Origin of the sequence: uncultured Dechloromonas sp. (genome assembly GCF_945957265.1) — a bacterium.
Lineage (GTDB): Bacteria > Pseudomonadota > Gammaproteobacteria > Burkholderiales > Rhodocyclaceae > Azonexus.
Map to the genome: position 1 here is coordinate 12,532 of NZ_CAMFKO010000013.1, position 23,700 is coordinate 36,231.

Consider the following 23,700-nt stretch of genomic DNA (forward strand, 5'->3'; position numbering starts at 1 on the left):
CGTCAAATCCTAGTGTGCCCCTTTTCCGGTAAGGACAACGCCAACCGTTTCGAAAAGAATGACGATGTCGAGGAAAAGGCTGTGGTTCTTGACGTAATAGAGATCGTATTGCAGCTTTTCTGCAGAGTCTTCCACCGTCGATCCGTAGTGATATCGCACCTGGGCCCAGCCGGTGACACCGGGCTTGACGCTGTGGCGCACGGCATAGAAGGGGATTTCCTTGGTCAGTTGATCGACGAAGAAGGGGCGTTCGGGACGGGGGCCAACCAGGCTCATGTCTCCTTTGAGGACGCTGAACAGTTGCGGGAGTTCGTCGATCCTCAGCTTTCTGATGACCTGCCCGACTCGGGTCACGCGATTGTCCTTGGCCTGGGCCCAGATCGGCTTGCCATCCTTCTCGGCATCGCGCCGCATGCTGCGGAACTTGATGACGTTGAACAGCCGCCCTCCCAAGCCGACGCGTTCCTGACGATAGAGGAGTGGAAAGCCATCTTCGACAACGATCAAAATCGCTGCCGCTAGCATGACGGGAAGTGCCAGCATGATGAGCAAGCTGGCGCAGACGATATCGAAAACACGCTTCACCAGGGTGCGAACGAAACCCTGGCGAAAACCGTCGCCAAATATCAGCCAGCCGGCATAGAGCGAGTCGAGGCGAATCTGCCCCAGGGTTTGCTCGAAATGACTGGCGAGATCCAGCACGCGTATGCCCTGCAGCTTGCAATCCAGCAGTTCTCGCAGCGGCATCGAACCGCCACGGCGCTCACTCAATGCCACCACGATCTCATCTGCACGCAGGTTGCGGGCGGTATCGCTCAGTGGCTGATCCCTTGTCAGAATCAGCCGCGGAGCAACCTGGGGCGTGTCTTCGTTGGCGCCGGGGTAGAAGCCAATGATCTCCGCCGATGGGTCGGAGTGCTCAAGGGCATGCTTGACCGCCACCGCTTGCGGACCGGTGCCGAAAACCAGAATGCGCCGACGAAGAATCTTGGTTGTCGGCGAATAGGCGGCGCTAACCCGAGTGACCAGCATGCCAAACACTGCTGACATCGCAGAAAGCTGCATCAAGTCCCGGTTGACCGATGTAATGGGCAGCAAGGCATAGAGTCCGTAGGCCACCGGAATGGCCAGGTAGAGCGACAGCATTGCCCGTGCCCGCTTGTTCGCGAAAGAAGTGTTGGTGGTGCGTTGATAGAAGCCGAGCAGAATGTTGATGGCCAGCATTGCAGAGGCAAACAGCGCGGAGAAGATGAGAACCTGGGGGACGTGTATTGGAAGGCCGCTGTTTACCCACGTCAGCAGAATGAACAGGCTGACGACCAGGAAAGAGAAGTCAAACAATGCTCCTGCCACGCTACGCCACGAAAACCAGTGATTAAACATCCTGATCATGATGATCGAACTCCATCCTGCTACCTGAACAGGGCCTTCGATGCGCAGGCCCCATTAAACCCCAAGATTGCCTGCGCTCTCGTCACGGCTGCAAACAATGCCTATTTCTTCTGATCAGTTTTTACTTTAGTGATTCTGGCATAGATTAAACAGGCACTATTTCACACTGACTACCAATCGTGGAAACAGCTACTGGGTTGTGTTAAATGTTCGAAATTGGCCAAAATATGGCCTTCTTCAAATGTGCCGATTGTTCCGGGAAAACCCGCTGATCGGTACGTGTCGAACTATGCAAGAGGCCTATTGTAGCGAATAGAAGGCCGGTGTCCTAATACGAAAGCATATGTGGAAGCTTTCCTGTCTGCTGTTTCATGGTAGATCCGGTCTCTGGGTTTTGACGATTAAACCAAAATTTCGGTAACTTCCGAATGCCCAAGAAAACGTTGGGGGCTGGCGCTGGCGCCGTAGGCGCCCGATTGGAAAATGACGACAAGGTCACCGGGCGCGGCTACAGGCAGGTTCATGCGGTCCGCCAAGATATCCAGCGGCGTGCACAAGGGGCCGACGACACTTGCCATTTCCATGTGCTCGGAATTCAATTTGGTGCCTATGGCGACGGGGTAGTTCTTGCGGATGACTTGGCCGAAGTTGCCCGATGCGGATAGATGATGGTTCAGTCCGCCGTCAACCACCAGATAGGTTTGGCCGCGCGAAACTTTCCTGTCCACGATTTGCGTTACGTAGATTCCTGCTTCGCCGACCAGAAAACGACCCAGTTCAATGACAAGGTCCGCTTGAGGAAGGTCGTGTTTTGCCTGGTTGGCCAGGCGCGTCAGATTGTCGCGAATGGGGCCGAGGTCGAGATGTTGTTCACCCGGAAAGTAGGGGATTCCGAATCCACCGCCGAGATTCAGGAAACGAACCGGGGAGGGGGCGTGGGCGGATAGCTGCAGGGCCAGTTGATATGATTTTTCCTGGGCGTCGCAGATGGATTCCGCCTTGAGGTTCTGGGAGCCGGCAAAAAGATGGAAGCCTTCGAATGCCAAGGCCTTGTCGCCAACGCGTTTGAGCAGTTCCGGAACCGCTTCGGCGTCCACGCCAAATTGCTTCGGGCCGCCCCCCATCTTCATGCCGGAGCCCTTGAGTTCAAAGTCGGGGTTGACGCGGACGGCGACGCGGGCGGGCAAGCGGAGGTCTTGCGATATTTCGGCAAGGAGGTCTACTTCGCGGAAAGATTCAATATTGATCAGGATTCCCGAGGCGACTGCCTGTCGGAGTTCCTTTTCGCGCTTTCCGGGGCCTGCGAAACTGATTTCGTGCGGCGAGGCGCCGGCATCGAGAGCCACTTTCAGTTCTCCGGCCGAAGCCACGTCAATGCCATCCACCAAGCCGGCTATGAAGGCCACCAAAGCGGGCATCGGGTTGGCCTTCATCGCATAGTGCAGTTTCACGTTGGGCGGCAATACCGTGCGCAGTTCCGCGACGCGCGCCCTGAGCAGCTTGCGGTCGTAGGCATAGTAGGGCGTATGCCCGACGCGTTCGGTCAAGCGGGAAATCGGCATCCCACCGACAAGCAACTGGTCGTTGTCGGCGGCAAACTGGTTCATGGCTGCGTGGATCGGGGCTGCGATATTTCGTGTCGTCATGAAGCGTCTCTGAGCGGACTGGGCGGTTATTGGTTCTTCTGTTCGATCCAGGCGGTCGACAGCGTCTTGCGGTCAATCTTTCCGTTGGGGTTGCGCGGCAACGGGCCGTCGCGCACATCGATTCCGGCGGGCACCATATAGGCGGGCATCCGACTGCGACATTCCGAAAGCAGCGCCGCAACATCCAGCATCCCGTTGGGGGGCGGGGTCGCAATCACCTGTATGGCTTGGCCGAGTCGATCGTCATCCACGCCGAAGGCCACGCATTCACCTACCATTTTGGTTGCGTAGAGAATTTCCTCAACTTCCGTTGGACTGACGCGGTAGCCAGAGGTTTTCATCATTTCATCGCGGCGGCCAATGAAATAGAGATAGCCTTCTTCGTCCATGCGCACCGTATCCCCCGAAAATACGGCAATTTCCGGAAGAACCAGCCCGGATTCGCGACCCGGGGCGTGCGTGGGCAGGGGTTTGTATCGCTCCGCTGTTTTTTCCGGGTCATTCCAGTAACCCATGCCGACCAGGGCTCCACGATGGACTAGTTCTCCCGGTTCATTGGGGGCGCAGGGGGTTCCGTCTTCGCGGAGAACCAGGATTTCCGCATTCGGAATGGCCTTGCCGATCGAATCCGGACGCTGGTCGACTTGCTGGGGCGGGAGAAAGGTCGAGCGAAATGCTTCGGTCAGGCCGTACATCAAGAATGGCTTTGACTTGGGCAGGTGGCGGCGTAAGGCATCGAGCGTCTCGCGTGGCATGCGGCCACCTGTGTTGGCGAAATAGCGGAGGTGCTCGGTGATCGATTGGGACCATTGCAACTGGGTCAGCTGGATGTAGAGCGGTGGCACGGCAGTCAGGCCGGTGACTCGTTCGCGCTCGATGGCTTTGAGTACGTCGCGCGGAAGCAGGTAGTTGAGGAGAACTACACGCGCGCCAACATGAAAGGCCGTGGTGAGCTGGCTGAATCCGGCATCGAAGGAAAGGGGAAGGGCTGCCAGCAGCGTGTCTTCGGAGCGGTTTTCCAGGTAACTGGAAACGCTCTTCGCGCCGGCGACCATGTTGCGATGGGAGAGCACCACCCCCTTTGGCTTTCCCGTGCTGCCCGAGGTGTAGAGGATGCCGAGCATGTCGGTGTCGATTACGCGGTGTCCGTCGCTTTGCCGGGCCTGCATGAAGTCGGTCCAGTCAAGCGTATTGACCCCAGGGTTTCCTTGCGAAGAGCCGCTTGCTCCGACGATCACGATATGGCGCAGGTCGTGACAGTTTTTAAGGGCGTCGCCAATCAGCGCCAGGCGATCGGCGGATGTGACTAAGACCCGGACATTGCAGTCCCGAAGGATATAACTGATCTGCTCGGACTTGAGGATTGGATTGAGCGGGACGAACACCGCGCCGGCCGCTGGCGCCCCGAAGCTTGCAACGACGGTTTCGAAACGTTTCTCAAGGTATATGGCAACCCGTTCGCCGCGAGCGATCCCCAGTTGCATCAAGCCGGAGGCGAACTGACTGGTGGCTTGATACAGCTCCTGATAGCTCATCTGATTCGGGCCATAAGTCAAGGCGATCGAATCCGGCATTCGGTGGGCGGATCGGGACAGCAATTCATGCAGGAGTGATGATTCAGTCATGTCTGAGGGGGCGCAGATGTTAAAATTAAACCCGGTGCAAGGATGACGTATGGTTAGCCAGATGTCGTGTGAAGTATCTCACATGGGCTGGTAGCTTATCTTTGATACAGTCAGCTTATATAAACAACCGGGGTTGATGGTGGATATCAATAAAGAAGTAAGGATGATGCTTGACGAGGTTTTGCATCTTGGGGGGAGAGCGCGGACATTCGACGATGATACGCTTTTGCTGGGCAGCATTCCCGAGCTGGATTCGATGGCGGTCGTCGCAATTATTTCGGCGATCGAGGAACGTTTTTCCTGCGCCGTGGATGACGACGAAATAGACGGGGCGGTTTTTGCCACGGTGGGGACGCTGTCGCATTTCGTCGCCGGCAAGCTTGGCGTTGCCGGATGACTGTTCCGGGCAAGGCAGGCTGTGCGGTTATCGTTGTAAATGCCAGCTGGTTCTGGCATTTGTTGGGTTGATCAATGGCTATTTCTCCCGTTTTCCCTGTCGATGAGCATGGCAAGCCGTCCATCGCATCATCTCCGCGCGAGCTATTCCTGTTCGGGTCTCTGATCAGAGAGACTGAAAAGCTTATTCTCGAGCTCTTCAGTCGCGGGCTAGTTTCCGGTACGACGCACACCTGTCTCGGGCAGGAGCTGTGCCAGATGTCCGTGGTTCGGGCGCTCTCGCATCCGGACGACTATGTCCTGTCAAACCATCGTAACCATGGTCATTTCATGACCTACTCCGGGGACTTCGTGGGTTTGGTCGCGGAGATCATGGGGCGTAAAGGCGGAGTCTGTGGGGGATATGGCGGAAGCCAGCATATCGCTTATCGGAATTTTCACAGCAATGGCGTCCAGGCAGGCATGACCGGCATCGGTGTCGGTCTGGCAGCAGCCAATAAAGGGCGCGGCAGTCCCGGGGTCGTGGCTGTCATCATCGGCGACGGCACGCTGGGGGAGGGCATGCTGTACGAGAGCATGAACCTCGCATCGACCTGGAAGGTGCCCGTTCTTTTCGTTGTTGAGCACAATGGCATAGCGCAGACTACCTATACGCGGGATACCATTGGTGGCGACATCGTTCTGCGTGGTCGCGCATTTGGGCTCTCGACCTGGAGGGTATCCGATCGCGACGAAAGCTTCATTGACGAGGTTGAACGGATTGTGGGGGAGGTTCGGAGCAGCGGCCTCCCGGGGATGTTGGTCATTGATACCGGCCGACTCGGCCCCCATAGCAAGGGGGACGATTTGCGTGATCCCGCTGAAATGGAGGGGCTGGTTGCGGGCGACCCGTTGATGGCCTTGGCGGCGCGACTGTCGGCCAGTGAAGTGGATGACGTCAAGGAACGCTGCAAGGAGTTTATTGTTCAGATAGAACAGCAGGCTCTGGCATTTCCGCCCGCGGTGTTTGATGAGGCCCCGGAGCATGTTTTCCGCCCGGTCAGGGGTGTCGACGGTCCCCGGGACACGGAACGACTCCCCAATGTCCGGGCAGCACTCAACGATGCGTTGCGGCAACTGCTCGCCACCGATCCGGAGGTTATTCTGGTGGGCGAGGATCTGCATGATCCCTATGGCGGGGCCTTCAAGGTGACCGCGGGGCTTTCCGAGCAATTCAAGGGGCGCGTGATATCCACGCCGATCAGTGAGGCGGGAATTACCGGAGCTGGAATCGGTTTGGCGATGGCGGGCAAGAAGCCGATCGTTGAAATCATGTTTGCCGATTTTCTGACGCTGTGCATGGACCAGATATATAACCATGCCGTCAAATTCCCGGGGATGTTCGAGGATACGTCGGTTCCGCTGATTATTCGTACGCCATGTGGCGGCCGGCGCGGTTATGGGCCAACGCACAGCCAGAGTCTTGAGAACCTGTTCGTGTCCGTGCCTGGACTCACGGTCTTGTATGGCAGCCATCGACATGACCTGGGACACCTGCTCGTCAATGCCAGCCAGCGTTGGGACAACCCGACCTTGTTTCTGGAGCACAAGCTGCTGTACGGCGAAAAACAGGATGCCGGAGACTACGTCGAAGTGGAGCCGGATGGCGGTGACATAGGTGCTGTCTTGTTTCCGACGCTGCGCAACGGTAGCGACGACCCCGATGTGACATTGCTGTCGTATGGGGGCATGTTGCCTGTAACGGAAAAGGCGGCACGCATTCTGAGCGACGAGGAAGAGCTATCCGTTGAAATTGTTGCGCCAGCGTTGTTGGCCCCCTTGCCTCGCGAAACCTTGCTGCGACTGCTGATGGATCGTCCGAGAATCCTTGTCGTCGAAGAGGCGCACCATCATTTCGGCTTCAGTGCGGAGATTCTGGCGCTTCTTGCCGAGAACGGTTATGCAGGTCGGGTTGCACGATTGGGGGCGGCGCCCGTACCGATTGCTTCCGCGCGCAGCCTTGAAAGCAGTCAACTTCCCGACGAAAACGCCGTGGTCGCCGCCGTCATGGATCTAATCTAAATATCGGAACTATAAAGATGGCAACACCAGTTTACGTGCCACGTATCAACAACAACGACGACGAGGTGAAGATTCTCGGCTTCGAGGTTGTCAAGGGAGCCAAGGTATCGGCCGATCAGATACTGGGCCAGATCGAGACCGATAAGGCGGTGATGGATGTTACCGCGCCGGAAGCAGGTTACTTGCTCGGATTTGTCGGCCAGCCGGAAGAGGTCGTCAAGGTGGGCAGCGTCTTGTTGTGGATTGGAAAGACAGCCGAAGAAGAAATTCCCGAGATGAAGGCGGACCCTGGGCATGACGGGGCGGGAGGGGCTTCGCAAACGACGGCTAAAGCGCGACTTTTGCTGGCTCGTCACGGCTTGTCTGTAGATGCCGTGCCGCCTATCAACGGACGTGTCACGGTCGAAGCGGTGGAGCGATACCTTGCAGAGAGCGGCGGCAAGGTCGGTGCGCCGAGAAGGGGGGGCGAGGCTGCTGTTCAGCCGCTCGATCCCGGCCCCAATGTCGCCGGCAGTGTCGTCGAACTCACTCGGGAAGAGAAGGGGATGGCGAGCACCGTGAGTTGGCATCGGGACTTTGCCGTTCCTGGCTACATAGAGATTGAATACGACACGGCGCCGTGGGTGGAATATGCGAAATTCTTCCAGGAGCAAAAGGGCTTGCTGATGCCGCCGCTACTGCCCTTGATGGCTTGGCGCTTGATTCAGGTGGTGAAGGAGATGCCGCGGATCAATGCGACCTTCGTGCATGGCAAGCGTTACGAATATCAGCCGGTTAACCTCGGTTTTACGATTCAGGCGGGTGAGGCGCTGTATCTGGCTGTTGTCCGCGAGTCTCAGCAATTGGATGAACTGGCTTTCGTCAATGGGCTTGGTGATGTGCTGAGAAGGGCTGCCGGTCACAATTTGCGGGAATCGGAAACCTCGGGTGCGACGATCGGCTTTTCAAGCATGGAGCGCTGGAAGGTCACGCGGCACGTTCCGATTCTTCCTCCGCATACATCCTTCATGGTGGCGCATGCCGCTGGCCATGCCGGGAAAGCGGTATTGGGTGCAAGTTACGATCATCGCGTCCTGAATGGAGGGCAGGTCGTATCTGCATTGAAAAAAATCGCGACCCCGCCCAAACATCAATAATTGAAGGAAGTTATCAGAATGTTGCTAGACAAAGATGCCATCGCCGCCGAGATCAAGGCCAAGATTGTCGAAATTGCTGCCCAGACGGGGGATGACGCCTCTTCGCTGGAAATGGACGAGATCATTCCAGCGACCGGTTTGATCGATTCGACCGGCCTGCTGGAGTTGATCGCCTGGTACGAGAAGCATTATGCAATTCCCTTGGCGCAGGAAGAAATCAACATCGACAACCTGGGTTCGCTGACACGCATGGCTGAGTTCGTTCTCCGGAAAAAACAGGCTGCGGCTTGATTGGATAGAGAGGGAACTGGCTTGCAAGACAAGATACCGTCCAGGCCGACGCCGTTCTTCTTGGCGTCGCCCGCGGGAAGGCTGTTTGCTGTCTATCACGCGCCAAAAGAAGGGCTGGGCTTGCGTGGCAACATATTGATCGTTCCTCCGTTCAACGAGGAAATGAACCGTTGCCGAAGCATGGTCACGCTGCTTGCGCAGGAGTACTCGCGTATCGGCATCGGAACGCTGGTGCTGGATCTTTACGGAACGGGCGAAAGCGACGGGGCCTATGGCGATGCGCGCTGGGCTATCTGGCTGGACAATATCCGGCAGGCCGTCGATTGGCTCCAGGCCAAGCCGGGGGGGTGTCTGGCTTTGCACGGTATACGCCTGGGTGTGCCGCTGGCGTTGGAAGCCACGGCATCCAACGCGAATGTGCCCGCGGTCATTGCCTGGCAGCCCGTGGTGGATGGAAAGATGTATTTCACGCAGTTCCTGCGGATTCGCCTGGCCGCGAATATGGATCGGCTGGATATTCCAAAGGAAACGACAGGGGGTATGCGAACCCGGTTGGCCGGTGGACAGAGTGTCGAAGTTGCCGGTTACGAGATTCATCCCGAACTTGCTGCCGCGATTGAGGGTATCAATCTGAAAGGCTTCAAGCCGGCACGCAAGATGGATATCTTCTGGCTTGAAAAATCAGTCGGTGAAGAATTGGCGCTGCCCGAAAACAGCTCGGCACTGATCGAGGGCTGGCGACAGGCTGGCGGCAGGGTCGAAGGCCAGGTTTTTGACGGACCGGCATTCTGGGCCTTGCACGACCGTTTTCTCGCGCCGGACTTGTTAACGAAGACGGTAGCCCTAGTGGACTCATTCAGGAGGCCGGAGTGAAAGAGTCGCCGCTGGTTTTTGATAGCGATGGCGTTCCCCTGGTGGGAATGTTGCATGACGCGTCTGGTCACCCGGAGTTGGGGATACTGTTCATGGTGGCGGGCGGACCTCAGTACCGTATTGGCGGACATCGTCAATTGGTCCAGTGGTCTCGCCAGTTCGCCGCTGCGGGTATTCCCGTTTTTCGCTTCGACTTCAAGGGCATGGGCGACAGCTACGGGGACTATGCCGGTTTCGAAGATACCGGTAGCGATATCCGGTCGGCGATTGACTGTCTGTTTCGGGAGGTTCCGTCGTTGAAGCGCGTGGCTCTTTGGGGCGAGTGCAATGCATGCTCGGCATCGTTGTTCTACGCACATCGGGACACCCGTGTTGTCGGGGTCGCGATGCTCAATCCCTGGGTGAGAACGGAGGCGGGCGAAGCACGTGCGATCGTGAAGCACTATTATTTGAATCGCTTGATGGAGCCGTCGTTCTGGCGAAAGGTGCTGACCCTCCAGTTTGACGTATTGGGGTCGCTGCGTTCCGCATTGGGACTGGTGCGCAAGGCGCGAGCCGTCTCCGATGAGGCTGGCCAGGCCTCGGGTAGCCTGCCGGATCGCATGCTGCACGGCTTGAGGCGGTTTGACGGAGGGCTGATGATGGTGATGAGCGGACGTGACCTCGTGCCGAAGGAATTCGACGATCTGGTTGCTTCCTCGCCGGCCTGGCAGGCCGAACTGGCGAAGCACAGCGTCGTGCGCCATGATCTTCCGATGGCGGATCATACTTTTTCGTGCGCCGAGTGGCGCGATCAGGTTGGGGATTGGGGCGTGGAGTGGTTGGCGTCGTTGCGGCAACCGGCTCAAAAAAACGCCTCTTGTGAAAGCTAGGAGCCATGGCAAAACCGACTGTCGAGCCAGTTCTTGAAGATAACTTGCCTGAGTTTGCCGCGTTCCTGGCTGAAAACATGCCTGCCAAACGCAGCAAATCGGATTGGATAACAGGTTTGAAGACCGCCTGGGCAGGTGGTCGTCCCAATTACGGTTTTCTGATGAAAGACGACGGCAAGGTGGTCGGCGGAATTGGCGCCTACTATGCCGAGCGTCTCATACGAGGCAAGGTCGAGAAGTTCTGCAACATAACCAGCTGGTGCGTACTGGATAGCCATCGCAAATTCAGCATGCAATTGGCAATGCATGTCGTGAAGCAGGAGGGCTATCATTTCACTGATTTTTCTCCGACCAAAGTCGTGGCGGGCGTATTGCAGTTTCTCAAGTTTTCCCCCTTGGAGGAAGCGGTTGCAGTCATTCCCAACTTGCCACTGCCTTCATTCTCGGGACGGGTCATTGACGACCCCGTGCAGATTGAAAAGCTTCTAGATACGGCCCAGCTTGCCATTTGGCGTGACCATGTGCAGTTCCCATGGCTGAAGCATTTGGTATTCGGCAGGCCCGGCCAGTGGTGCTATCTTGTGTATAAAAAGGGCAGTTTCAAAGGATTTCCGAGCGCCCGAATCATTTATGTAGGCGATTCAGGAATATTCGGTCAATATTGTTCTGCGTTGACTTGGTATTTTTTCCGAAGGGGTGTTTTGAGCACGCATGTCGAACAACGCATGCTGAAAACCCTGCCGCGGCTAGCAAGGGTGCGCACCGGATTTAATCCAAAGCAGTATTTGAGTGCCAGCTTGTCGGCGTCCGATATCGATTATCTGTATTCGGAATCCGTTGCACTCGATTTGTGACCTTTTGGAGCCTTGTTCCACCTGAATATGACCACGCTGACCACGCTGCTTCACATTATCGATCGCGACCTGAATCTTCAGGGAAAGGCCCTGGCCTTCACCGAGGAGACGCCATTGCGCGGCGCCCTGCCGCAGCTTGATTCCATGGCAATCGTTACGCTGGTCGCTTCCCTGGAAGAAGCATTCGCCTTTGAGTTCCCAGAGGAAAAACTCGACGGAGCCGTATTCGACAGCGTCGGTTCTTTGGTCAATGTCGTGCGGGAACTGAGCGGTGCCGAATAGGCAGGCTGTCGGCGATTGAAGCTTGACATGCGACGCAGGAAAGACCACCGTCGTTCGCCGGCTGCCGTCGACTCGCTTTCATCGGCCTATTTCCTTGCCGTTGCCTGCCTGATTACCTACGGCTCTCTTTATCCGTTTTCATTTTCCGCTGCCGCTGACAGGGCTTTCGCAAAGCTCTTTTTCGAGTTCGAACTGTTCAACTCCCGTGGGGATATCCTGGGCAACATCGGCCTTTTTGTTCCGTGGGGCCTGTTCGGCATTCTGGTGTATTCCGCAAGGCGCGGTTTTTGGCATGCGGTGACGTGGACCACCAGCCTTGGCTTTCTGTTGGCCTTTGTCCTCCAGGTAATCCAGGTGTGGATTCCCGCACGCAGTGCCAGCATGGGCGACGTCGTCTGGAATCTCGTGGGATGCCTGCTAGGAGCAGGCATGGGAAGGATGCTGTCCACCCGTCCTCGGCTACTGGCCGCGTTGAGTCCCGGACAGATTCGAGCCATATACATGCTTGCCATATGGCTGGCGATTGAGTGGCTGCCCCTGGTTCCCAGTCTGGATTTCCAATTGTTCAAACAGCATGCGCGGGAATTCCTGTCGTTTGGAAGCACCGCCCCGGGAACCTGGTGTCGCTACATGGCGCTCGGCTTATTGGTCGGGGAACTTTCGGCAGCGGTCGTCGGCTTGCAACGCTCATGGATGTTGCAGGTACTGCTCATGGGCGGCTGTCTGTTGGGGAAATTCGTGATGGTCGACACATCGCCAAGTGGCGCCATGCCCTTAGGGCTTGCTGCTGGATTGCTTGCTTGGCTGTCCATTCGTCGTCTTGCCGAAGATCGCCGAGTGGTGTGCGTCGCCATGGCCCTGCTCTTGGGGTACACCGTCGATGCGCTGGCTCCCTTTTCCTTGAAAATGGAGCCGTCCGCTTTTGGCTGGCTACCTTTCGAAGAACTGCTGCAGGGGTCGATGCTGATCAATTTGCGTTCTTTGGCCCAGAACCTCTTTGTCTATGCGGCCATTCTGTTTTGCTTGCAGACGATAGGCTCGAATGGCGCGGTGGCCGGTATCGGTTTGGCATTCTGGGTATTGGTCATGGAGATTGCCCAGCTCATTGTCGCAACGCGTACTGCGGCGCTGACCGAACCTTTGCTGGTAGCGTTCATGGGGCCATTGATGCAGGCAACATGGCAGCGTTTTTCAGCACCGAATGAATTACCTCAAGAAAAACCACCTGAGAGGCCATCACGGTCGCCGGCATTGGCGCGGGGGGCGGGGCAGGGGACTCATTCGGATGCTCTGGCCATGCTGGTCACGGTGCTTGTGATTGCAATTGGCCTCAAGCTGATGCTCCATTTGCCCGGTATTCCCTACAACGTTCGGGAATTGTTCCGCGGCGACGGAAATTTCGCGGTACTCGCCATATTTGCCATGGCGGTACTGTGGATAGGTGCGGGTTCGGCGTGGTTTGGGCGACGACTTGCCATCGAACGCCACCCCGAGTTTGTGGTTTTCCCGTTGTCTGTCGTGGTCAGCATGATCAGCCTGGCGCTGGTCTGGTCATCGGCAACGACGGAAAGCGTTGGTGACATTGTCGGTGCATCCAATCGCTTCTGGTTCGTGACCAGGGAAAATGCCTGGGGAGAGGTCTGGCGCGATATCTTCCTGACTCTCGATACACCGGATCTGATTGGCTTCCTCGAGACCTGCGTACGTTATTGGGCTCTTTATTCCCCTGTCCTGCTTTTTCTCGGGATGATGGTGTACGTCCGCGAACGATGGCAGTCCTCATCCGCGAAATCTGTTCATCCCTGGCTTCTTCTGGGAGCGCTCCTGCTCATCCTCTGGCTATGCAAGGCAATTGGCTTTGACTGGAGTTCGACCGACAACCTGAACGAGTTGATCGCCCGCGATGGGGAGTGGGGTTGGGGGGGCGGCGGTTTTCTTTATGGCCTGTTGTTCCTGGTTTGCCTGAACGCGCTTGCCATTGCCGAATTGCCGGGCAAGTCGCGTCGCCACATGCTGATTGTGCTGATTTCATCCATCGCTACTGTTCCTGTGGGTTGGTGGCTTCTCAACCACGGGCTGGACCAGGCTGTTGAAAAGTACGAACAGATATTTTCCGGTGTACAGTTTTTGCTGGGACCCGATCGTAGCCACCTGTTGAGTCAGGAGGTGCTTTTCTGGCGGTGGTGTGTCGTGCAGCTTACGATCGTAGCGACGATGGGGCTGGGCGTACATTTCGGAAAACGCCTGCCGCTCACCATCCGGCCCAGTGCCTGAATTTTGTAAATTATCTTATCGACATCAATATGAACCGTGAACTAAGCGTCATTTCCTCATTGTCTTTGGGCAAGCCGCGATTCAAGGATGGTTCGCTGGCTGAAATCGCCAGCCAGAAGGGCGATGTGGCCGCATGGGAAAAAGCATTCCTGGACAAAGGCATGTTTGCTCCTGCAGCGGTCGCCGGTGATTTTGCCGTTGGATTGAGCGATATCGGTGGCCGGACCTTCCTGGCGGTTGATCGATTTGCCATCAGAAGCCTGTGCTATCGCCAGGTTGGCGATCGCCTGCTGTTTGCCGAGCGTGCCGACGAACTGGCCGACGCCAGTGTGGAGGTCGATCCACAGGCCATTTTCGACTATTTCTACTTCCATGCCATTCCTTCGCCCCGAACGATCTACAAGGGGATTTTCCGGGTTCCGCCGGGGCATTGCGTGCTGTTCGAAAATGGCCAGACGAAAGTCCAGGCCTATTGGATTCCCGAGTTTTCGGAAAACACGGCTCCCTCGTTCGAGCTGCGCCGCACGGAGTTCCGCCGCTTGCTGCAGACAGCCGTAGCGCGCCAGCTTGACGGCGGCAAGGCAGGCTGTTTCCTCAGCGGCGGTACGGACAGCTCGACCGTGGCCGGGATGATAGGCTTGGCACATTCCACGCCTGCCGCCACCTATTCCATCGGTTTCGAGGCCGAAGGTTATGACGAAATGGAATTCGCGCGGATTGCCGCCAAGCAATTCGGGACCGAGCACCACGAATATTACGTGACGCCTTCCGACCTGGTCGCCAGCATTCCGACGGTAGCTGCCAGTTATGACCAGCCGTTCGGAAATTCATCGGCCTTGCCAGCCTATTACTGCGCCAGGATGGCCCGCGAGGACGGCCTGACCACCGTCCTGGCCGGAGATGGCGGCGACGAGCTTTTCGGGGGAAATTCCCGTTATGCCCGCCAGAAGGTTTTCGACCGCTATCAGTATTTGCCGGGCGTGATCCGGCGCGGCATTCTCGAGCCGGTTTTCAGGGGACGAGGCGAGAGCGGCATTGGTCTGATCCGTAAGGCGGCGAGCTATACCGAGCAGGCTAGCGCCCCGATGCCTGATCGTCTGCAGATGTATAACCTGATTACCCGTCTGGGACCGTCCAACGCGCTGACCGAGGCCTTGCTGGCGCAAGTCGACATTTCCCTGCCCCTGGCACATCAACGCGCGGTATGGCGAAGTGCCAAGGCCAATACCAAAACAAACCGCGAGCTGGCTTTCGACTGGCGTTACACACTGGGCGAAATAGATCTGCCCAAGGTCACCGGGACTACCCGGCTGGCCGGGATCAAAGTCGGTTTTCCGATGCTCGACGATGAACTGGTCGATTTTTCTATCGGCCTGCCTACGGATTACAAGCTGCGTGGCATGCAGTTGCGCTGGTTTTTCAAGGAAGCGCTGCGCGGATTCCTGCCGGACGAAATCATCGTCAAGAAAAAGCAGGGTTTCGGACTGCCGTTTGGTGTCTGGTTGACCAAAAATCCGGCGCTGTTCGAATTGGCTGCGGATTCGGTTCGCGGCCTGGCTGGACGCAGAATACTGCGCGGCGAATTCGCAGAAACGCTGCTGATGCGCTTGCTGAAAGAGCATCCCGGTTACTACGGCGAAATGATCTGGATTTCGATGATGCTCGAACAATGGCTGCGCGCCAAGGCACCGCATTTCAAGCTGTAACGGCTGAAATAAAGAATGCTCGGGGAATTTGGCTGGCCGGTGCGTAGTATTTCACAGGGGGGGCTAGGGCTCCTCTTTATGATGGGAGGAATACCACGGGGGCGACGCAGGGTGGGACTTGCTCGTGTAATATGACGAGTTGTTTTTTTGGGCGGTGCCGCCCTCAGCAATAACAATCAGTCCCTAGGGGATGCCGACAATGGCACTGGGCGTACAAGAAATTTATGGAAAATAACAAGCGGCTGTTGATGATTGCCTACCACTTCCCACCCGTTCGGGTGAGTAGCGGTATTCAGCGTACCCTCAAGTTTTGTGCCTACCTGCGCGAATTTGGCTGGGAACCGCTTGTGCTGACCGTTTCGCCCCATGCCTACGAAATAACCAGTCCGGACCAGCTCGGTGAAATTCCGCCGGGCGTTGTCGTGGAGCGGGCTTTCGGGCTTGATACCTCGCGTCACCTGGCGATCCGCGGCAAATACCTGCACTGGATGGCACAGCCGGATCGCTGGGTCAGCTGGTGGCCGGCGGCAGTGTGGACCGGTATGAAGATGATCCGCAAGTACCAGCCGCAAGCCATCATGTCGACCTTTCCCATTGCCACGGCGCACCGCATCGGTTTGAGCCTGCAGAAGCGCAGCGGCTTGCCCTGGGTAGCCGACTTCCGCGACTCGATGACGGAACAGGGCTATCCGCGCGATCCGCTGACCTGGCGAGTCCATCGCCGCCTCGAGGAAGAGGCAGTCAGGCATTGCGCCAAGGCGGTATTCACCACGGTGCCGACGCGCGACATGTATGCCGAACGCTATCCGGAAATCGCCGCAGATCGTTGGACCGTGATCGAGAACGGATTCGACGAGGAAAACTTCCGCGATGCGGAAAACGGCCTATCCCAGGCTCCGCTGGGTCAGGACGGACAACTGACGCTGGTGCATAGCGGCGTGCTCTATCCCAAGGAGCGCGATCCGCGCCCATTCTTCGCGGCGATCAGCCAACTCAAGAATGCCGGCAAGATCGATGGCAAGTCGCTCCGCATCGTTCTGCGTGCCACCGGCAGCGATGGTCTGTACAAGCCGATGCTCGATGAATTGCGCATCGACGACATCGTGCATCTCGAACCGGTCGTACCCTATCGCGAAGCGCTGCAGGAAATGCTGCGCGCCGACGCCTTGTTGTTGTTCCAGGGCAGCGTCTGCAATCACCAGGTTCCCGCCAAAATTTACGAATACTATCGGGCCGGCAAGCCGATTCTGGCCCTCGCCGACCCGGCTGGCATCAGCGCGCAGATGTTGCGCGATGTCGGGGTGCGGGATATCGCCGACATCGCCGACCAGTCGGCCATCGCCACGACCCTGGAAAATATGCTGGATGCCATGCGCCGCAAGGCGCGTAGCGGGGTAGCGCGCGAGGCGGCCGCCCTGAATTCCCGCAAGTCACGTACGGCGGAGCTCGCCAGGCTCCTCGATCAATTCATCAAATAGAGCATCGACCAATCATGGGATTCAAACTAATTGCCACGCAAATCAAGGAGCGTCTGATCGATGAGCCGAAGTTGCCGGCCGCTGCGCGCCGACAGCTCGAACTCGACCGTGCCGGGCTGCCCGAATTTGACGCCGGGCCGGAAGCCGTGGCCGCCGCCAATATCCAGTGGCTGCTTCGTTCCCAGGAATGCTCGAAGTTTCATGATGGCGGCTCGGCTCGCGATTTCAGCCTGGTTCACGGTTGGGCCAGCTCCTATCCGGAAACCAGCGGTTATATCGTTCCGACCCTGATCGCCTACGCCGATCGGACCAGCGACCCGGTGCTGCTCGACAAGGCGCGCGCCATGCTGGACTGGCTGGTTTCCATCCAGTTTCCGGAAGGTGGCTTCCAGGGCGGGAAAATCGATGGCATGCCGCGCGTTCCGGTCACCTTCAACACCGGCCAGATCCTGATGGGTCTGGCGGCTGGCGTTCGCCGCTTCGGCGACGCTTATCTCGAACCGATGAACCGGGCAGCGGCCTGGCTGCGCGATTCGCTCGATGCCGACGGCTGCTGGCGCAAACACCCGACGCCTTTTGCGGCACCGGGCGAAAAAGCCTATGAAACGCACGTTGCCTGGGGGCTTTTCGAAGCGGCGCGGGTCAATCCGGATGCAGGTTTTGGCGAAGCAGGGCTTAAGCAGGTACGCTGGGCGCTGACCAAGCAGGCGGCAAACGGCTGGTTTGCCAGCAACTGCCTGGAGGAGCCGGATCGCCCGCTGACCCACACCATCGGCTACGTGCTGCGCGGTGTCATCGAGGGCTACCGGCTTTCCGGCGAGGCCGACCTATTGCAGGCGGCGGAACGCACTGCCGATGCCTTGCTGGGCGTGATCGAAAAGAATGGCCGGATTGCCGGACGGCTCGATAATCAGTGGCGGCCGGCCGTCGATTGGGTGTGTTTGACCGGCAGCGTGCAAATTGCAGCCTGCTGGTTCCTGTTGCATGCCATCACCGGCAAACAGGCCTATGTCGATGCTGCCCGCCTGGCCAATCGCTATGTCCGCCGCAGCGTCCATCTCGAGGGCGATTCCGATGTGATGGGCGGCGTGCGTGGGGCATTCCCGGTCAATGGTCATTACGGTCGGTTCGAATACCTCAACTGGGCCGCCAAGTTCTGTGCCGACGCGCAGTTGATGGAACTCGACCTGGCTTGTTCGGGCCGGTAAGCGCATCGCTTGGCCGACGAGAACATCATCGTGACAGCAACTTCAGATAAGCCCTTCATATCCGAAAGTCTGTCTGTCTATCTCGACCTGGTGCGCTTCCTGGCCGCACTGGCAGTTCTGGTCGGTCACATGGATCAGGATGGGCTGTATGCCTCGTGGCTGATGATAGGCAGCTTCTCGCATGCCGCCGTGGTGGTGTTTTTCGTGCTTTCCGGCCTGGTGATCAGCCAGTCGGCCTTTACCCGGGAACGCGACTGGCGCAGTTATGCGGTGGCGCGTTTCGCGCGCATCTATTCCGTGGTGATACCGGCCATCGCCCTCAGCTTCGCCGTCAAAGGCTTGGCGGTCTGGCTCGATCCGGCCCTGTCCAACGAGTTTTTCCAGGACAATCTGCGCACCGGCAATGTCCTGGGGGCAGTGTTCTTCCTGAATGAGTCCTGGGGCATGCATACCCGCCTGCCATGGAACAATCCTTTCTGGTCGCTGTGCTACGAGGTTTGGTATTACGCCATCTTCGGTCTGGCGCTGTTTGCGACCGGGCGTTATCGCTGGCTGTGGATCTTGCTGGCCTGTCTCGTTGCCGGTCCGGCGATCCTGCTGTTGTTTCCACTCTGGCTGCTGGGGTCTTGGCTGGCACGGAACGGACATCGGCTGGTGCCTTCGCGATCTGTCAGTCTGGCTGTCTGGCTGGCGACAATGATTGCATTTGTATGCTTGCACTTGAGTAGCCTGGACACAATCATTAAGACCTTTCTCCATGACCACATTCCGGGATACTGGCGTTTCGAGGCTTCGCAGTTTTTTGTCACCGATTACCTCATGGGCCTGCTGGTCGCCCTGAATTTCGCAGCCTTCCGGGGGCTGGGCGAGCATGCCACGAAGGCTATGGCCTGGCTCAAAGGTCCTGTGGTCTATCTGGCCGGATTCACGTTCAGCCTGTATTTGTACCATCGCCCCATGACGCAGTTTGTCGGGCATTTCTTCCCTAACCGGGAGCATAACGTGGCGGCGAGTGTCTTGTATCTGGCCGTGATCGTCGGCATCTGTCTGTTGCTGGGCGCCATCACCGAAAAGCGTAAGCATGTCTTCCGCAAGTTGGGATACCGGATCCTGGGCGGCATCGCTGCGCAAAAAGCCTGACGGCTCGATTTATCAGGGATAAGCCAAACATGAACATGAGAGCCACGGTTCTCTCCGCTCTCAAATGGACGGTCATCGGCCGGGTTGCCACCCAGGCGGTGTCGTGGGTTGTCACCATCGTCGTGATGCGCCTGCTGGTTCCCGAAGACTACGGCCTGGTCGCCATGGCAACCCTGTTCAGCGGCCTGTTCTCGGTGGTTTCCGAAATCGGGATGGGCTCCAGCATCATCCAGTCCAAGGAGGTGACTCCGCGCCAGATTCAGCAGGTCTATGGTGTGGTGCTGCTCTCCAACCTGGCCATCTTCCTGTTGCTGGCCTTGGGCATTGCGCCGTTCGCCAGTGCCTTTTTCGATGAGCCGCGGGTCGGGCCGGTCATCCAGGTAGTGGCCCTGCAGTTCGTTCCGGCTGCGTTCGCGGTGATTCCGTCCGCCATGCTGGATCGCGACATGGAGTATCGCGGCCGTTCTTTCATCGATTTTCTGTCGACTGTGAGCGGGGCGTTGATTACCCTCATTCTGGCAGATCAGGGCTTTGGCGCTTTTGCACTGGCCTGGGGCAATGTCGCCGCTGCAGCCCTGCGTGTCATCGGGCTGAACTTGATCAAGCCCTACCGGGCGTGGCCGGTATTCAATTTTTCCGGGGTTGGCCACATGGTGCGCTTCGGCCGCGACGTCGCGGCCAACCGACTGGTGTATTACTTTTACTCGCAGGCGGATTCGCTGATTATCGGCAAGTTGCTGGGCAAGCATGATCTCGGCCTGTATTCCGTGTCGATGAGCCTGGCTTCCATGCCGGCGTCCAAATTGGCGGTGACCATCGACCAGGTGGCCTTTCCGGCGCTTTCAAAGGTCAAGCGCGAGGGCGGCCAGGTCAGCCACTATGTCCTGAAGAGTCTGCGCGGCGTCAGCCTGTTGTCTTTTCCCGTGATGTGGGGTATGTCCTGCGTCGCGCCGGAACTTGTCCGCGTCTTGCTGGGCGAGACCTGGGTGCCGGCGACGACCGCGCTGGCCTTGCTCTGCCTGGTCATGCCCTTGCGCGTGCTGGGGCCGATCTTCCATGCCGGTTTGCAATCCGTGGGCCAGGCCAATGTCAGCTTCCGGAATACCTGTACGATGGCCGTCTCGATGTGCCTGGCCTTTGTCGTCGGCTGCCAGTTCGGATTGCTCGGCTTGGCGCTGTCCTGGGTAATCGTCTTTCCCTTGGTCTTCTGCTTCAACGCATTTCGGGCGTCTTCCCATCTCGGCCTGACCCTGGCCGATATCCTGGGAGCGCTGTATCGCCCGGTGCTGGCCTCGGCATTGATGTACGGCAGCGTCTATGCCTTGCGTCCCTGGCTGGATATCCCCTTGCTCGCCGTGCTGGTCGTCCTGATTGCAACGGGGGCAGTAGCCTACCTGCTGGCAACGCTGCTGCTCAATCGCGGTGGCGTCATGGAGGCCCTGCAGTTATTTCGCCCGGCCGGAAAATAGGAATGATTCGGTAACTTTTTGATTGCGACGAATGACTTATAAAACGAAGGCGGTGGTGGTTGGCAGCGGACTCAACGCTTTGGGTATCGTCCGTAGTCTGGCGATGGCTGGTGTGCCCGTGCATTTGCTGTACAGCGATGTCGATGCCGCAGTGCATTCCCGCTTTGCCAGCCGGCAGAAGATCGAGCGTACCGACGGCCAGGTCCTGGTATCGTCGCTTCTGGAAATCGGAAAATCCACGTCGGACAAGCCGGTTCTTTACTTGACCGAAGAAAAAACGGTATTGACCGTTTCCGAACGGCGGGATGAGCTGCTTCCTTATTTCCGGATAGTCTTGCCGGCACACGATACCTTAACGGCCTTGATGCACAAGCAGGGGTTTCAACAGATGGCCGCTGAACTACGGTCGCCCATTCCGCAGGCGGTGTATCTGCGAACGGAAAGCGACCTGTCTGCCCTAGCCGGACTGAAATACCCCTGCGTGCTCAAGCCGGCTGTCAAGGATTACGGCTACGGGGCAAAATTCCAGAAGGCTTACGTGGTGCAGACTCCCGACGAGGCTGGGCAACTGTATCGTCAGATCGCCCCCACGCTTTCCGACTTGATCGTCCAGGAGTGGATCGAGGGCAGCGATTCCGATATCTATTTCTGCCTGCAGTACATTGCTGCCGACGGTTCGACCGTTGCCTCATTTGTCGGACGGAAAATCCGCTCGTGGCCGCCTAGGATAGGCGGAACCGCCAGTTGTACGGCCGCACCGGAGTATCAGGAAAAGCTCAGCGCGCTGACCACTGATTTTTTCCGGCAGGTCGGGTTCGTCGGTATGGGAAGCATGGAGTTCAAGCGTGACCCGCGGGACGGCGAGTTTTATATGGTCGAACCGACGGTTGGCCGGACCGACTTCCAGGAGGAGGTGGCCACCCTCCATGGCCATAACCTGCCTTTGGCGGCGTATTGCCATGAAACAGGGATCGCTTTGCCGTCCGGGCCGGTGGTGATCGCGCAGACGCTATGGCGGGAACCTGTGACCGACCGTTGGTCGTTGGAACTGCAGCCCGATTTACGCAATCCGCCCGGCGTGGCGATTGCCGATGCCTATTGGCGCTGGAGCGATCCCATGCCCGGGGTTCAATTGCTCCGTGGGCGGATTGTCGATCGTTGCTGCTATCTGTGGAAGCGCGCGTTCAAGTAAGAACGACCCCCGGCAGCGGATGACGCTGGGGAGGCGTCACCGCTGTCATGAATCTGCTGCGGCTTTTCTAGGTCGCAGAAGGTTTTTCCAGTGTGACCATGATCCAGCCGCGCAAAAACCGCAGAAATTCGAATCGGCTGGTCAGCCTTTCGTAGCACATGCCGAGGAAAAACAGGAAACCGTTGAACATCAGGTAGTTAGGGTATTGATTCAGGTATTCGAACGAGTTGATTTTCAGGCCAGACAATTTAGCCAGGTTCTGCACGTCGCCCAAGGTATTGGTCTTGTAGGCCGTCGGGAAGGTGTCCTCTTCGGCCCGTCCCTCGACATTCTTGACGATGCGGGCGTGGAATCGGTTGGGGACGAGTTTGGCCACCTGGGTGCCATAATCCCACATGTTCGCGGTCAGGAAGACAACTTTGCCGCCCGGTTTGAGGATGCGCGAGAACTCCTTGTAAACCGCCGCCGGATCCTGCAGATGCTCGAAGACTGAACGGGACATGATGAGGTCAACAGACGAGTCCTCGATCGGAATATTGGCAAGGTCCGTGTTATAGGTTTCGATGTTATCCGGCACACCGGTAAAGTCGACAAGTTCGACGCCGATCAGGCGTTTGGCCCGGCCGATATATGTGCGCAGGACAGGTGCAGTACGGCCGCAGCCGGCATCTAGCAGGGTGCCGTTGGCATCCAGCAGCCGGTTCACCCGGTCCTCGAACACACGGTAGGGATGATCTTCGTGCTTGTAATGGCGGTGAAGCAGCTTTTCAGATAGTGCTGTCATGTCGGTGTGTCCAGCGGTGAAGTAGGTGAATGATCCGTAAAACGCTGATGTTCCGGTGTAGCGATTACAGCATGCTTGCTGCCATAGACGCGAAGGGGAGGATTGGCGGCATCCGACCAGTCGCGGCTTTCTTTAAATTTCCGAATGACCAGATTCCATGCCGGATTGCGCAGTTGTTGCTGCAGGGATGGCCCATGGCTGCCGTGCCACCAGTTGAGGACCAGTTCGGGGGCGGTGGCGGGCAGTTGTTCGGCTACCCGGCGCTGGCGCACCAGATGGTCCTTGATGGCCATGTTTTCCAGGGCGCCGGCGGTTTGCCGCCAGACGCGTTTGAGGTGGGTTTGCAGGTCCCTCAATTTCCAGAGCGACAGGGGTGTGAATGACCAGGAGGCTTTCGGCACGACTGCGATGCGCGCAGGTGTCCACGGGTATCTGGCCGGATCGAAATTGAAATTGATGACCGCGCCGATCAAGGAGTCGACACGATAGAGCCCCATCGGTAAGTGAAATTTCCGCCGGCGGATCTGGTTCATGGCCGATTCGGCGAGAACGAAAAGATTGCCATGTAGTCCGCCGGATGTCTGCATGGCCAGATGTTGCTGTTCGGCCGAGCGGCCTACCGAGGGAACACCAGTTGCTGCCAATGCGCCCGAATCATCAGTCAAGGCTCGCTCAAGCAAGGCAAGGGCGTCATGATTCGGCCGGGCATACCCGTCGACGAAGTAGAACAAATGGGCGTTTCGTCTCAGGGTATGGAAGATGACGTTCAAGGTCTGTGCCTTGTCGCCGAATGCCAGGTACCAGACATTCAATGCAATACCCGATGCTGTTTCCGGCGGGTTCTTCTCGAGTGCGGCGGCAAGGCCGGCTGCCAGTGCGTGATTGCCATTGACCAGGACGTCGATGCAGCTGTTGGCGCCGGCGGCAATGACGGTGGCCCGGACGACCTCGTTCAACGTGGCCACGGACTCCCGCGCTGCCGTGATGGCGATTGCGCGGTGAGTGAAGTGGCTAGTTGTTT

20 protein-coding genes are annotated in these 23,700 nt (G+C 57.9%); 15 read left to right on the top strand and 5 right to left on the bottom strand.

All coding sequences use genetic code 11. The features are described 5' to 3' along the window. Positions 1-9 precede the first annotated feature (9 nt). From Q0P59_RS08755 to Q0P59_RS08765, 3 genes are all read right to left on the bottom strand, one after another. Positions 10-1,392 (bottom strand): TIGR03013 family XrtA/PEP-CTERM system glycosyltransferase, encoded by a 1,383-nt coding sequence (locus Q0P59_RS08755; protein ID WP_295005674.1) that lies wholly within the window; start codon positions 1,390-1,392, stop codon positions 10-12. Positions 1,393-1,793: 401 nt separating this feature from the next. Next, on the bottom strand, positions 1,794-3,038 hold the full coding sequence (locus Q0P59_RS08760) for a pyridoxal-dependent decarboxylase, exosortase A system-associated (RefSeq protein ID WP_295005676.1): 1,245 nt from the start codon (positions 3,036-3,038) through the stop codon (positions 1,794-1,796). A gap of 26 nt (positions 3,039-3,064) precedes the next feature. Continuing rightward, complete coding sequence (locus Q0P59_RS08765) at positions 3,065-4,663, bottom strand: acyl-CoA ligase (AMP-forming), exosortase A system-associated (RefSeq protein WP_295005678.1); 1,599 nt, start codon at positions 4,661-4,663, stop codon at positions 3,065-3,067. A 139-nt stretch (positions 4,664-4,802) separates the two neighbouring features. On the opposite strand from Q0P59_RS08765, the gene Q0P59_RS08770 reads away from it, so the two are divergent. The 15 genes from Q0P59_RS08770 (at position 4,803) to Q0P59_RS08840 (ending at position 21,895) form a co-directional block, all read left to right on the top strand. Beyond that, complete coding sequence (locus Q0P59_RS08770) at positions 4,803-5,060, top strand: phosphopantetheine-binding protein (protein WP_295005680.1); 258 nt, start codon at positions 4,803-4,805, stop codon at positions 5,058-5,060. 74 nt (positions 5,061-5,134) lie between these two features. Then, complete coding sequence (locus Q0P59_RS08775; protein ID WP_295005682.1) at positions 5,135-7,120, top strand: thiamine pyrophosphate-dependent enzyme; 1,986 nt, start codon at positions 5,135-5,137, stop codon at positions 7,118-7,120. A 17-nt stretch (positions 7,121-7,137) separates the two neighbouring features. Further along, a complete protein-coding gene (locus Q0P59_RS08780; RefSeq protein ID WP_295005684.1) occupies positions 7,138-8,256 on the top strand; it encodes a 2-oxo acid dehydrogenase subunit E2 in 1,119 nt (372 codons plus the stop codon). Continuing rightward, positions 8,257-8,547 carry an acyl carrier protein gene (locus Q0P59_RS08785; protein WP_295005686.1) on the top strand — a complete coding sequence of 97 codons (291 nt, stop codon included), beginning with the start codon at positions 8,257-8,259 and terminating at the stop codon, positions 8,545-8,547. Between the two features lie 21 nt (positions 8,548-8,568). Further along, positions 8,569-9,420: a hydrolase 2, exosortase A system-associated gene (locus Q0P59_RS08790; RefSeq protein ID WP_295005688.1), complete on the top strand. Its 852-nt coding sequence runs from the start codon at positions 8,569-8,571 to the stop codon at positions 9,418-9,420. After that, positions 9,417-10,292: a hydrolase 1, exosortase A system-associated gene (locus Q0P59_RS08795; RefSeq protein WP_295005690.1), complete on the top strand. Its 876-nt coding sequence runs from the start codon at positions 9,417-9,419 to the stop codon at positions 10,290-10,292. Before Q0P59_RS08790 ends, Q0P59_RS08795 begins: the two co-directional genes overlap by 4 nt. Before the next feature lie 5 nt (positions 10,293-10,297). Further along, entirely contained in the window at positions 10,298-11,146 is an 849-nt protein-coding gene (locus tag Q0P59_RS08800) for a hypothetical protein (RefSeq protein WP_295005692.1), read from the top strand. A gap of 12 nt (positions 11,147-11,158) precedes the next feature. Beyond that, complete coding sequence (locus Q0P59_RS08805) at positions 11,159-11,428, top strand: acyl carrier protein (protein WP_295005694.1); 270 nt, start codon at positions 11,159-11,161, stop codon at positions 11,426-11,428. A gap of 27 nt (positions 11,429-11,455) precedes the next feature. Continuing rightward, complete coding sequence (locus Q0P59_RS08810; protein WP_295005696.1) at positions 11,456-13,702, top strand: VanZ family protein; 2,247 nt, start codon at positions 11,456-11,458, stop codon at positions 13,700-13,702. A 29-nt stretch (positions 13,703-13,731) separates the two neighbouring features. Beyond that, on the top strand, positions 13,732-15,408 hold the full coding sequence (locus Q0P59_RS08815) for an asparagine synthase C-terminal domain-containing protein (protein WP_295005698.1): 1,677 nt from the start codon (positions 13,732-13,734) through the stop codon (positions 15,406-15,408). Between the two features lie 347 nt (positions 15,409-15,755). Then, positions 15,756-16,886, top strand: a complete 1,131-nt coding sequence (locus Q0P59_RS08820; RefSeq protein ID WP_366090503.1) for a glycosyltransferase — start codon at positions 15,756-15,758, stop codon at positions 16,884-16,886. 14 nt (positions 16,887-16,900) lie between these two features. Next, a complete protein-coding gene (locus Q0P59_RS08825) occupies positions 16,901-18,094 on the top strand; it encodes a hypothetical protein (protein WP_295005699.1) in 1,194 nt (397 codons plus the stop codon). A gap of 9 nt (positions 18,095-18,103) precedes the next feature. Then, on the top strand, positions 18,104-19,234 hold the full coding sequence (locus Q0P59_RS08830) for an acyltransferase (protein WP_295005701.1): 1,131 nt from the start codon (positions 18,104-18,106) through the stop codon (positions 19,232-19,234). 29 nt (positions 19,235-19,263) lie between these two features. Next, positions 19,264-20,703: a lipopolysaccharide biosynthesis protein gene (locus Q0P59_RS08835; RefSeq protein ID WP_295005703.1), complete on the top strand. Its 1,440-nt coding sequence runs from the start codon at positions 19,264-19,266 to the stop codon at positions 20,701-20,703. Between the two features lie 31 nt (positions 20,704-20,734). Next, positions 20,735-21,895 (top strand): hypothetical protein, encoded by a 1,161-nt coding sequence (locus Q0P59_RS08840; RefSeq protein WP_295005705.1) that lies wholly within the window; start codon positions 20,735-20,737, stop codon positions 21,893-21,895. A gap of 67 nt (positions 21,896-21,962) precedes the next feature. Here the strand turns inward: Q0P59_RS08840 and Q0P59_RS08845 are convergent, their stop codons facing one another. Together Q0P59_RS08845 and Q0P59_RS08850 are read right to left on the bottom strand one after the other, a co-directional pair. Then, on the bottom strand, positions 21,963-22,679 hold the full coding sequence (locus Q0P59_RS08845; protein WP_295005707.1) for a class I SAM-dependent methyltransferase: 717 nt from the start codon (positions 22,677-22,679) through the stop codon (positions 21,963-21,965). Continuing rightward, positions 22,676-23,635 (bottom strand): hypothetical protein, encoded by a 960-nt coding sequence (locus tag Q0P59_RS08850; RefSeq protein WP_295005709.1) that lies wholly within the window; start codon positions 23,633-23,635, stop codon positions 22,676-22,678. The genes Q0P59_RS08845 and Q0P59_RS08850 overlap by 4 nt, the downstream gene beginning before the upstream one ends. Positions 23,636-23,700: the final 65 nt, after the last annotated feature.

Excerpts from the sequence above, each read along its gene's own strand:
- Q0P59_RS08755 (WP_295005674.1), bottom strand. The coding sequence starts at position 1,392 with ATGATCAGGATGTTTAATCACTGGTTTTCGTGGCGTAGCGTGGCAGGA.
- Q0P59_RS08760 (WP_295005676.1), bottom strand. The coding sequence starts at position 3,038 with ATGACGACACGAAATATCGCAGCCCCGATCCACGCAGCCATGAACCAG.
- Q0P59_RS08765 (WP_295005678.1), bottom strand. The coding sequence starts at position 4,663 with ATGACTGAATCATCACTCCTGCATGAATTGCTGTCCCGATCCGCCCAC.
- Q0P59_RS08775 (WP_295005682.1), top strand. The coding sequence starts at position 5,135 with ATGGCTATTTCTCCCGTTTTCCCTGTCGATGAGCATGGCAAGCCGTCC.
- Q0P59_RS08780 (WP_295005684.1), top strand. The coding sequence starts at position 7,138 with ATGGCAACACCAGTTTACGTGCCACGTATCAACAACAACGACGACGAG.
- Q0P59_RS08800 (WP_295005692.1), top strand. The coding sequence starts at position 10,298 with ATGGCAAAACCGACTGTCGAGCCAGTTCTTGAAGATAACTTGCCTGAG.
- Q0P59_RS08810 (WP_295005696.1), top strand. The coding sequence starts at position 11,456 with ATGCGACGCAGGAAAGACCACCGTCGTTCGCCGGCTGCCGTCGACTCG.
- Q0P59_RS08815 (WP_295005698.1), top strand. The coding sequence starts at position 13,732 with ATGAACCGTGAACTAAGCGTCATTTCCTCATTGTCTTTGGGCAAGCCG.
- Q0P59_RS08825 (WP_295005699.1), top strand. The coding sequence starts at position 16,901 with ATGGGATTCAAACTAATTGCCACGCAAATCAAGGAGCGTCTGATCGAT.
- Q0P59_RS08835 (WP_295005703.1), top strand. The coding sequence starts at position 19,264 with ATGAACATGAGAGCCACGGTTCTCTCCGCTCTCAAATGGACGGTCATC.
- Q0P59_RS08840 (WP_295005705.1), top strand. The coding sequence starts at position 20,735 with ATGACTTATAAAACGAAGGCGGTGGTGGTTGGCAGCGGACTCAACGCT.
- Q0P59_RS08845 (WP_295005707.1), bottom strand. The coding sequence starts at position 22,679 with ATGACAGCACTATCTGAAAAGCTGCTTCACCGCCATTACAAGCACGAA.